Annotated in this window: 10 protein-coding genes; 3 read left to right on the top strand and 7 right to left on the bottom strand. The window is 59.7% G+C overall.

Annotation, left to right across the window (positions count from 1 at the left end; translation table 11 throughout):
- From GPK39_RS09250 to GPK39_RS09280, 7 genes are all read right to left on the bottom strand, one after another.
- On the bottom strand, positions 1–403 hold a 403-nt coding region (locus tag GPK39_RS09250), incomplete at its 3' end, for a GDP-mannose 4,6-dehydratase (RefSeq protein ID WP_215675191.1).
- A 24-nt stretch (positions 404–427) separates the two neighbouring features.
- The gene (gene rfbA / locus GPK39_RS09255; protein WP_215675193.1) at positions 428–1,327 is read right to left on the bottom strand and encodes a glucose-1-phosphate thymidylyltransferase RfbA; all 900 of its coding nucleotides are present in this window, start codon (positions 1,325–1,327) and stop codon (positions 428–430) included.
- A gap of 4 nt (positions 1,328–1,331) precedes the next feature.
- On the bottom strand, positions 1,332–2,204 hold the full coding sequence (locus GPK39_RS09260; protein ID WP_215675195.1) for a glycosyltransferase family 2 protein: 873 nt from the start codon (positions 2,202–2,204) through the stop codon (positions 1,332–1,334).
- A 75-nt stretch (positions 2,205–2,279) separates the two neighbouring features.
- Positions 2,280–3,029 carry a sugar transferase gene (locus tag GPK39_RS09265; protein WP_338404413.1) on the bottom strand — a complete coding sequence of 250 codons (750 nt, stop codon included), beginning with the start codon at positions 3,027–3,029 and terminating at the stop codon, positions 2,280–2,282.
- Between the two features lie 84 nt (positions 3,030–3,113).
- On the bottom strand, positions 3,114–3,704 hold the full coding sequence (locus GPK39_RS09270; protein WP_215675197.1) for a hypothetical protein: 591 nt from the start codon (positions 3,702–3,704) through the stop codon (positions 3,114–3,116).
- 326 nt (positions 3,705–4,030) lie between these two features.
- On the bottom strand, positions 4,031–5,794 hold the full coding sequence (thrS, locus tag GPK39_RS09275; protein ID WP_215675199.1) for a threonine--tRNA ligase: 1,764 nt from the start codon (positions 5,792–5,794) through the stop codon (positions 4,031–4,033).
- Positions 5,795–6,019: 225 nt separating this feature from the next.
- Positions 6,020–6,451, bottom strand: coding sequence for a double zinc ribbon domain-containing protein (locus tag GPK39_RS09280; protein WP_055251579.1), 432 nt, complete (start codon positions 6,449–6,451; stop codon positions 6,020–6,022).
- A 726-nt stretch (positions 6,452–7,177) separates the two neighbouring features.
- Here GPK39_RS09280 and GPK39_RS09285 point away from each other — a divergent pair.
- The 3 genes from GPK39_RS09285 to GPK39_RS09295 are packed head-to-tail and all read left to right on the top strand — an operon-like array spanning position 7,178 to position 10,397.
- Positions 7,178–8,635 carry an NAD(P)/FAD-dependent oxidoreductase gene (locus tag GPK39_RS09285; protein WP_215675201.1) on the top strand — a complete coding sequence of 486 codons (1,458 nt, stop codon included), beginning with the start codon at positions 7,178–7,180 and terminating at the stop codon, positions 8,633–8,635.
- Position 8,636: 1 nt separating this feature from the next.
- Positions 8,637–9,983, top strand: coding sequence for an NAD(P)/FAD-dependent oxidoreductase (locus tag GPK39_RS09290; protein WP_215675203.1), 1,347 nt, complete (start codon positions 8,637–8,639; stop codon positions 9,981–9,983).
- Positions 9,984–9,986: 3 nt separating this feature from the next.
- Entirely contained in the window at positions 9,987–10,397 is a 411-nt protein-coding gene (locus GPK39_RS09295; RefSeq protein WP_215675205.1) for a DUF1667 domain-containing protein, read from the top strand.
- Positions 10,398–10,644 lie beyond the last annotated feature (247 nt).

Below are 10,644 nucleotides of genomic sequence, written 5' to 3' on the forward strand. Positions count from 1 at the left end.
CGCCGTAGACCTCGTCGGTGGAGACGTGGTGGTAGCGGACGCCGTACTTGCGGACGGCCTCCAGGAGGCGGAAGGTGCCCAAGACGTTGGTGCGCAGGAACGGCTCCGGGTCGGCGATGGAGTTGTCGTTGTGGCTCTCGGCGGCGTAGTGCACGATGGCGTCGTGGCCCGGAACGATGCGATCAAGCAGCTCCGCGTCGCAGATGTCGCCCACGACGAGCTCCACGCGGTCGGAGGGCAGCCCGGCGATGTTCTCGGGGTTGCCGGCGTAGGTCAGCTTGTCCAGGACGGTCACGTGGACCTCCGGGTGGTTATTGACCACGTAGTGCACGAAGTTGCTGCCGATGAAGCCGCAGCCGCCCGTGACGATGATGTTGCGGGGCTCGAAGAGTTCTTCAGACATGTTTCTATCTCCCATTGGATCGGATTAGTACTCGCGCGGGCTGTTGACGATCTCGCCGGCGGCGACCTTCTTGAGGTGCTGGCCGTAGACCGACTTGCCGTATGCCTTGGCTGCCTCCTCCAGCTCGGCGGTCGTGATCCAGCCGTTCTCCCAGGCGATCTCCTCGGGCACGGACACGGGCAGGTCCTGGGAGTGCTCCACGGCGCGGACGAACTCCGCCGCCTCGTGCAGGCTCTCCATGGTGCCGGTGTCCAGCCACGCGTAGCCGCGGCCGAGGGTGACCACGGACAGCGTCCCCTCCTCCAGGTACATCTGGTTGAGCGTGGTGATCTCGAGCTCGCCGCGGGCCGACGGCTCCACCCTATGCGCCTTGGCGGCCACGTCGCCCGGGTAGAAGTACAGGCCGGTGACGGCGTAGGAGCTCTTGGGGCGCTCGGGCTTCTCCTCGATGGAGACGGCCCTGCCCTGCGCATCGAACTCCACGACGCCGAAGCGCTCGGGGTCGTCCACGTGGTAGCCGAAGACCGTGGCGCGGCCCGACTCGGCGTTCTGGACGGCGCGCGTCAGGTGGCGCGACAGGCCGTTGCCGTAGAAGATGTTGTCGCCCAACACCAGCGCGCACGGCTCCCCGTCGATGAACTCCTCGCCGATGGTGAAGGCCTGGGCCAGGCCGTCCGGGCTCGGCTGCACGGCGTAGGAGAGGCTCACGCCGTAGCGCGAGCCGTCCCCGAGCAGGCGCTCGAAGTTGGGCAGGTCGGTCGGCGTCGAGATGATGAGGATGTCCCGGATGCCCGCCAGCATGAGGGTGGACAGCGGGTAGTAGATCATGGGCTTGTCGTAGACCGGCAGCAGTTGCTTGGAGGTCACGAGCGTGAGCGGGTACAGGCGCGTGCCGGACCCGCCGGCGAGGATGATGCCTTTCATATACCTAATGCCTTTCCTTTTTAGCGGTCATTCGACCGAATCGATTACCAATTAATCTTGCAAAACAATCGACACCAAAAGCACCGAATTCAAAAAAAGAGTGGTCAAGAAGTAGACGTTTGCCAACTTGTTTGACAAGCCGGCCACCCTCTCCAACCTCAGATGTACACGCAACAATTTCTTTATTTGACTCAAGAAAATATCCTATCGCATAGTTGCGACGATACTGTTCGGCAGGGGAAAGGTTATGCGAATGATAAACACAAGCGTCAGCTGCATATGCAACAGAATAGCCAGCGTTAACTGCTTTTGCCGCCATAAGCATATCCTCACTCATATCAGTCCTCCCAAAACCACCAAGCTCGTTGTAGATGCGACGACGGTAGGCGGAGCACACATCCGTAGCAAAATACGTCTTGATTCCCAATTTCGGGAGATCGGCTTTGGAACGAACGTTTGATTCTGGACCATAATTAAACGCCCTAACTAAACGTTCGAATTTGCGCGCATCAGCTTTTGGCAACTGCCGTCCTGAAGAAATAGCAACGCGCTCGTCTGACACAATCGGCGCGATAAGATTCTCGATATATCGATTATTTGCCGGAATGGCATCCTGGGTCATGAAGCAAACTATGTCACCAAAAGACTCTTTTACCGCCATGTCACGAGTGAGCCCATGGTTGAACTCGGAACGGTCAATCTCGATGACTCGAACCCCGGCAAAACCCGAAGCAATTTCGACAGTATGATCAGACGAAGAAGAATCGACGACGATAATCTCATCCGGGCAACAAGTCTGAAGCATTAACTGATTTAACAAATCGCCAATCTCGGCTTGCGCATCAAGCGTTGGAATTACGAGAGATACTGACGGCATACTAAAACCACCCACACATACAGACATTGCCACATGAACAATGGAAAACAGAATTTATTATCAGAAAACCGATAATCAAGAGGCTCCTTCTCCTGAAAACACTTCAACAACAGTAAGAATGACGATTTTAATATCGAGCAATATACTTCTCCGAGCTATATACTCGAGATCGCGACGAACCATACCATCAAAATCAGTGTCGTTTCTATCCGTCACCTGCCATAGGCCAGTAATGCCCGGCTTTACGCCCAAACGTTGAAGGTCGAACTCAGTATACTGAGCGACTTCACGAGGAAGCGGCGGACGCGGACCGACAACCGACATCTGGCCCAGGAACACATTCAGGAACTGCGGAAACTCGTCGATGGAATGCTTGCGGATGAACTTTCCGATCTTGGTGACGCGCGGATCATTCTTCATCTTGAACATGGCGCCGGCGATTTCGTTTTGCTCTTTGAGCTCTGCGAGACGTTCGTCAGCATCCTTGTACATAGATCGGAACTTCCACATGCGAAAGGTAGACAGACTACCGTCCGCGTGGGTTCGACCAACGCGAATCTGGCTATAGAAGGGGTTGCCGTCGCTCTCCAAGCGAATGGCGGCGGCAAGCAGCAAGCTGGGAATAGCGATAACAACCAGAACGCAGCCGCTAAACACGATATCGAACGCGCGTTTAACGCCGCGATAAGCCAGGCGCGAATTATCCCAGTCCATAATGGATTGTATAGCCTTGTAGCGACCGGTGCCCTCACGCCGGTCCATGGCCTGAGCAATCAGCGCCGCTCCCACAGGCTCATTGCTCTCTGTTACTTCTTTAGCAGCCACAGTCAAACTTACGTCCCCGTTCCCCAGGGATCCCCCCATCTGTAAATTCAAAAATGCGAACGAATAGCTGGTGCAACGTCTCTCTTACGTTTTACTGGGGACATCGAGCGGCAGCAGCTCCCTAAATGCGGAGTTACCTTCGCCCACGTCCACCAGGCACCAGCGCTTATGACGGTCGATCTTATGCACGCGGGCCTCTTGCCCCACCAAGGGACCCTGCTCTATGTGCAGCACGCCGTCTTCTATGCGCGCGACGCTGTTGCGTACCACGCCGTCGTCGTCGAGCACGCTGCGGTACCAATCCTGCGCATCATCCGGCATGGGCATATACGCCCGCTCCCTACTGCCGGCGATGCGACAGCCAAAGCTCAACTGGGCCAGGGCCCTATCGAGCGCAGCGGCATCGTGCGTGGCGACGAAGAAATATTCCTTATACATAGGTTTGGTTTGGAGCGACCATGCACCGTCCCGCTTAAACCAGAACTCCTTTTGCATCACAAAAGCATCCTGCATAAGGTTGTGCGGGATAATGCAGCGGACCTTTTCGCAGGTCTCGCGCTCTTTTCCATTGGGGGTGTGGACCAGATACCAGCGGACGCGGCCGTGCTGGTTGTTGGTGGTGGCGCCGTTAAATGCGCCCGGCAGCAGCTCTTGGCGCCGCGCCGTCTGTTCCATGTTCTCGCCCCCTCCTTTTGGCTTTACGACACACGCAAATACCCGGGCGTTTTGAACAGGCTTCTCGCTCGCAGCTAGGCGCAGTCGCAAAAGTACAGGTTTTTGTATCTTTCGACTGACGTGATTATACGAGTAATTAATCAGCTTTTGCCCAGATTACGCAAAATGTACTGCCAGTAGGTACATCTCCATAGTCCTCTACAAACTCCTGTACCTTTTTGTGCAACAAAAAAAGCCGCTCAACCAGCGGCTTTTCTTATTTCGGCATGAAAAAGGCGACCGCCCTATGTGGACGGTCGCCTTTGTTAATTGTTGTGCAGTTTGCCTTAGGCGCGAGTCTTGATCTCCTCGAGCACCTTGGCCACAAACTCGTCAACGCTCATCTGAACGGTCTCGTTGGAACGATCGCGGACGGAGATATTGCCGGCCTCGACCTCCTTCTCGCCCAGGATGAGCATGTAGGGCATGCGGTCGATGCTGCGGGCCTCGCGGATCTTGTAGCCGATCTTCTCGTCACGGTCGTCGCAGACCACGCGAATGCCGGCCTCCTCCAGCTTGGCGCACACCTCGTGAGCGTAGTCGCGGCTCTTCTCGGAAACCGGAAGTGCCTTGACCTGCACGGGGGCCAACCAGGTAGGGAACTTACCCGCAAAGTGCTCGATCAGAATACCGATGAAGCGCTCGATGGAGCCAAAGCACACGCGATGCAGCATGATGGGGCGCTTCTTGGTGCCGTCAGCGTCCACGTACTCCAGGTCAAAGTTGAGCGGCATCTGGAAGTCGAGCTGCACGGTACCGCACTGCCAGGTACGGCCGAGCGAGTCCTCCAGGTGGAAATCGATCTTGGGGCCGTAGAAGGCGCCGTCGCCCTCGTTGACCTCGTAGTCCATGTGCAGCTGCTCCAGAGCGGTGCGCAGGCCCTCCTCGGCGCGAGCCCAGTCCTCGTCGGAACCCATGGAGTCCTCGGGGCGGGTGGAAAGCTCAACGTGGTACTTAAAACCAAACTTCTGGTACACGGAGTCGATGAGGTTGACCACGCCCACGATCTCGTCGGTCAGCTGGTCGGGACGCACAAACAGGTGGGCGTCGTCCTGATTAAAGCAGCGAACGCGGAACAGGCCGTGCAGGGCGCCACGCAGCTCGTGGCGGTGCACCAGGCCAATCTCGCCGGCGCGGATGGGCAGCTCGCGATAGGAGTGCGGCTTGGAGGCGTACACCAGCACGCCGCCAGGGCAGTTCATGGGCTTAATGCAGTACTCTTCGTCGTCGATGACGGTGGAGTACATGTTGTCCTTGTAGTGGTCCCAGTGGCCACTGGTCTTCCACAGCTGCTTGTTCATGATGAGCGGCGTGGAGATCTCCACGTAGCCGGCCTTGTGGTGAATCTCGCGCCAGTAGTCCAGCAGCGTGTTCTTAAGGATCATGCCGTTAGGCAGGAAGAACGGGAAGCCAGGGGCCTCGTCACGCATCATAAAGAGGTCCATCTCGCGGCCGATCTTGCGGTGGTCGCGCTTCTTGGCCTCCTCCAGCATGTGCATGTGCTCGTCGAGCTCTTCCTTGGTGGCAAAGGCGACGCCGTTGATGCGGGTAAGCATCTTGTTGTCCTTGTCGCCCTTCCAGTAAGCGCCCGAGACGCCAGTGAGCTTAAAGGCCTTGAGCGCCTTGGTGTAGCAGATGTGGGGGCCGACGCACATGTCGATGTAGTCGCCCTGCTGGTAGAAGGTGATGCGGGCGTCGTCGTCCAGGTCGCCGATGTGCTCGACCTTGTACTTTTCGCCGCGCTCCTCCATAAGGGCGATGGCCTCGGCGCGGGGCTTCTCGTACACGGAGAACTTGAGGTTCTCCTTGACGATCTTCTTCATCTCGGCCTCGATCGCGGGAAAGTCGTCCTCGCTGATCTTGACGCCCTCGGGCAGGTCGACGTCGTAGTAAAAGCCGTTGTCGGTCGCGGGGCCGTAGGCAAAGTCGGCCTCGGGATAGAGGCGCTTGATGGCCTGCGCCATGATGTGCGCGGCTGAGTGGCGGATGACGTGCGTGACCTCGTCCTGCGGGAGCTCGGCCACCGAACCGTCATTGTAGAGTGCCTTCATGGGTATGTTTTCTCCTCTCGGATGCCTGATGCAAGTGCGCGATGCGCTCGGCGTTTTTGACTTGCATCATTATAGGCAGGTTGCCTTGGTATACAAGCGCCCGCCGCACCTTAATGGCACGGCGGGCGATTTTCTACGCATGCTTCATCGTGTGGGGGCGGGGCTGCGTGGCGCGCGCGGCTTGCGGCGTGCCCGTGGCTTGCGGCCGGCCCGGCGATGGATGCGTTACTGGATGCGAGTTCGGCAGTAGGGGCAGACCTTCCAGTGCGCATCGAGCGGGCGATGGCAGCTGGGGCACACGTTGCGAACCTGGGTATCGCACACCGGGCAGACGACGAAGTCCTTCTCGATGGGCGCGCCGCACTGCGGGCAGGTGCCGTACTGGGCAAGCTGGCGCTCGCGCAGGGCCATGTCCAGCTCCTGCTCCTCGCGGTCGGACGCGTAGGAGTGCGGGCGCAAGACCAGGTAGGCGATGAGGCCCACAAACGGGATGAGGGCGATGATGCCCCATGCCACGTAGGCGCTGGCGCCGCGGCGGCGAGCGTCGATGAACACATAGACGACCGACAGCACATACAGGGCGATGATAAAGCCAACAAAGGCATAGACGACGCCCATAAGCTGCGGCGACATGAGCTCGGAGATGTACTTGGACATTACGGGAACCTTTCGGATTATTTACAGTACTGTCAAGTTTACCACGGGGTTTGTTTATATGGGACCACGGCTAGGGGCGGGGCCGGCGCGGACACAAACATCTCAATCTGTAACAGGTGGGAGCGGAATACGGGTCTAGATGTTACAGATCGAGACACAGGGAAACTTCCAGACCCAATGTCTCAATCTGTAACAGTTACTCAGCTTAAACGGGTCCAGGTGTTACAGATTTAGACTGAGGAATCTCTCACCGACTTCAATCTCAATCTGTAACATCTTGGGCCCCAAAACCCCTCTTACTGTTACAGATTGAGACAAAAGAAAACGTTCAGGCCGAATGTCTCAATCTGTAACAGTTACTCGGCAAAAAACAGGTCTAACTGTTACAGATTTAGACATTCGAAATCGACTGATTGGTTCATCTAAATCTGTAACATCTAGATCCCAAAACAGTCCCCAGATGTTACAGACCGAGACAGAAGAATCTCTCCCCGACTTAAATCTCAATCCGTAACAACTGGAACCCAAATCCTCAGCTTACTGTTACAGAACGAGACAAACCTCCGATATCAAAGCCGGCAGACGAAGTTGTCGACGTTGCTGGATCTCCCCTCGCCTGCCGTTGGCGGGTGTTGCGGGGCTGTTCGCCGCATTGCCGCCGTGCTGGGGACACGCAGACCGTAGGATAGTCCTATTGACAGCCTGTCAACTCGTCTGGGAGGCACCGTGGCAGAAACGTTTGATATCGCAATTGTGGGCGCGGGCATCACGGGATGCGCCATCGCGCGGCAACTCGCGCGCTATGACCTGTCCACTTGCGTGGTCGAGGCGGCCAACGATATCGCGCTGGGAGCTTCGAAGGCCAACGGCGGCCTGGTGCACGCCGGCTACGATCCGGTGCCAGGAACCGTAAAGGCGCAGGTCAACGCCCGTGGTTGCGAGCTATATAGCACCTGGGCCCAGGAGCTGGGCTTTTTGTTCCGCCGCACCGGGTCGATGGTGCTGGGCTTCAACGACGAAGACCGCGCGCACCTGGAGAAGCTGCGCCAGAATGGCCTGACCAACGGCGTGCCCAAGCTGTCGATTATCGGCCCCGAGCGCATCCGCGAGCTGGAACCGCGTGCAAGCGCCCAGGCCACGTGCGCACTATGGTGCCCTTCGACCGGTTACGTTGACCCGTTTGAAGTAGCCATTGCTGCGCTGGAGAACGCGGTCGCCAACGGCGTGACGTTTATGCGGTCTGCGCCAGTGGAGGCCATCGATGTTGCCGGCTCGGATGACAAAGCCGCGCGCTTTACGCTGGCGACCCCCGCTGGCAACGTGCGCTGCCGCTACCTGATCAACGCCGCGGGCAACGGCGCCGCCGACATCTCGCATATGGCCGGTGCCGAAGAGTTTCAGATGGTCTGGCGCCAGGGCAACATCGTGGTGCTGGACAAGGAGCCGCGCACGCTCATGCCGCTCTACCCCGTGCCGACGCCGGTGTCGAAGGGTGTTATCGTGACGGGCACCGTGCACGGCAACACCGTGATCACCGCAACGGCCGCCGTGCGCGAACCCGGTGACACGCAGACCTATGCGGGCGATGTCAATGTGCTCCTGACCGGTGCGCGCAAGCTGGTGCCCGATCTGGACACGCGCCGCGTGGTGCGCGCGTTTGCCGGAGGGCGTCCGGTCATTCAGGGAACGAACGACTTCTTTATTGGGCAGTCGGCCGCGGTGCCGGGGCTATTCCAAGCAGCGGGTATTCAGTCGCCGGGCGTGGCGAGTGCGCCGGCCATTGCCGAGCGCATGGAGCAGATGCTGCGCGACGCCGGCGTGGTATTGCGCGAGCGGGACGACTGGGATCCCGTCCGCCGTGCGCCGGACGACTTTGACCGCGCGCCGCTCGCACGCAAGGAGAAACTGATTGAGTCCGATCCCGCGTGGGGGCAGATCGTCTGCCGCTGCGAGACGGTGCCCGAAGCCGAGATCGTGGCCGCGATCCGACGCCGCCCGGGCGCGGTTTCGGTCGAGGGCGTCAAGCGCCGCTGCCGTGCCGGCATGGGTCGGTGCCAGAGCGGTTTTTGCCAGAGCCGCGTGGTAGCAATCCTGGCGCGCGAACTGAGCTGCGACCCCAGCGAGGTGCTGTTGGAGGATACCGGATCTTGGCTGGTTGAGGGACCGTTGAAGGGGGTGCGCTAAGATGGCGGAATTCAAATCGAGCGCGATTGATTGCGGCGTCGTAGAAGCCGTACAAACGCAAGACTTCGACGTGGTCGTTATCGGCGGCGGCCCCGCCGGCATGGCGGCCGCGCTGGCCGCGCATAAGGCCGGAGCGCGCGTGGCCATCGTGGAGCGTGAGCAGCATCTGGGCGGAATCCTCCGCCAGTGCATCCACCCCGGCTTTGGCCTGTCGCACTTTAAACAGGAGCTTACCGGTCCCGAGTACGCGCAGCGCTTTATCGACCAGGTGCGCGCGACCGACATTGCGCTGTTCTTGGGCAGCATGGTGCTTGGGATTGATTCAGGCGAGCCTACGAGAGACAGCGCGGTCCATACCGTCACGCTCATGAATCCCTCCGGTATGCTGCAGCTCACCGGGCGCGCGGTCGTCCTTGCTATGGGTTGCCGTGAGCGCACCCGCAGCGAGATCAAGATTCCCGGCAGCCGACCCGCCGGCGTGTTTACGGCCGGCCTGGCGCAGCGATACATCAATATCGAGAACCTCAAACCCGGCTCGCGCGCCGTCATTTTGGGCTCGGGTGACATCGGGCTGATCATGGCGCGCCGCTGCACACTCGAGGGAATTTCGGTCGAGGGCGTATACGAGCTCATGCCGTACGCCAACGGACTGCGCCGCAATGTGAAGAACTGCCTGCACGACTTTGGAATTTCGCTGCACCTGTCCACCACCGTCACACGCGTGATCGGGCACAACCGCGTGGAAGCGGTCGAGGTAAGCCAGGTCGACGAACATCTGGCGCCCATTGCCGGAACGGAGCGCATCGTTCCGTGCGACACGCTGCTGCTTTCGGTGGGATTGATTCCCGAGAACGAGCTTTCGGTGGGCGCGGGCGTTGAGCTTGACCCGCGCACGCGGGGCGCCGTGGTGGACCAGAGCCTGCAGACAGGCGTGCCGGGCATCTTTGCCTGCGGCAATGTGCTGCACGTGCACGACCTGGCCGACAACGTGACGACCGAGTCCGAGAGGGCTGGCGCAGCTGCGGCGGCGTACGCGCTGGGGACCGGCGCGGGCACCGTTCCGGACTGGGAGCTCACCGTCTCCCCTGCCGGCGTTGCGGGATACGCACTGCCGGGACGCATTACGACCGTGGCGCTCACCAAGCTGAACTTCCGCGTGCGCCGGCCAGTCGATGCCGCCTGCGTGAGGATCTTGGCCGACGGCGAGGAACTGTTCGCCGGCAAGGTCCGCGCTTTTAAGCCAAGCGTCATGGAAAGCTTCCCGCTGCCGGCGAAGGTGATTCAGCGCGCACTCGACCTAGGTGCTAGAGAGATTATTCTGTCTGTCGATCCCATTGAGGAGGCATAGCTCATGAGCACGAATGCGACCGAGACGCTGCAGTTCAACTGCACCACCTGCCCATCCGAATGCCTCCTGACCGTAGAGGTAGAGCGTGACGCAGACGGCGCCGTGGTAGAAGTGCGCTCCGTAACCGGCAACAACTGCCTGCGCGGCGATAAGTTCGCGCATCAGGAGCTCACCTGCCCCATGCGCGTGTTAACGACAACCGTGGCCGTCTCCGGCGGCGACGAAGCCCTGCTCCCCGTGCGCACGGCCGAAGCCATCCCGCTAGAGCTCCACGCCCAAGCCATGGCCCTCATCCGCGGACTAGTGGCCAAAGCCCCCATCCGCATGGGCGACGTCGTGCTAGAGAACCTCCTAGACACCAACATCAACCTAATCGCCAGCATGGACATCGACCGAGCCCAAGTAGCTAATTAGGGACGGGGCACTTTTAGCTACTCCACCATCCGCCCGGTCCCCCTCCTCAATTGCGGTGAAATACGGACTGTTTTATGGCCTCAGGCCGCTAAACAGTCCGTATTTCACCGCAATTGAGGAGGGCCGCATGGGATGCAAAGGAGTGTCCCAAGGTGCCGGCATAAAAGGAACGTCCATTACAGTCGAAATTGTCAGCCCGGGACCGTCTCGGGCTACGATTGAGGCGCGCCCAGAACGGGCCGCCGAC

This window comes from Collinsella aerofaciens, assembly GCF_018785245.1.
GTDB classification, from domain to species: domain Bacteria; phylum Actinomycetota; class Coriobacteriia; order Coriobacteriales; family Coriobacteriaceae; genus Collinsella; species Collinsella aerofaciens_AD.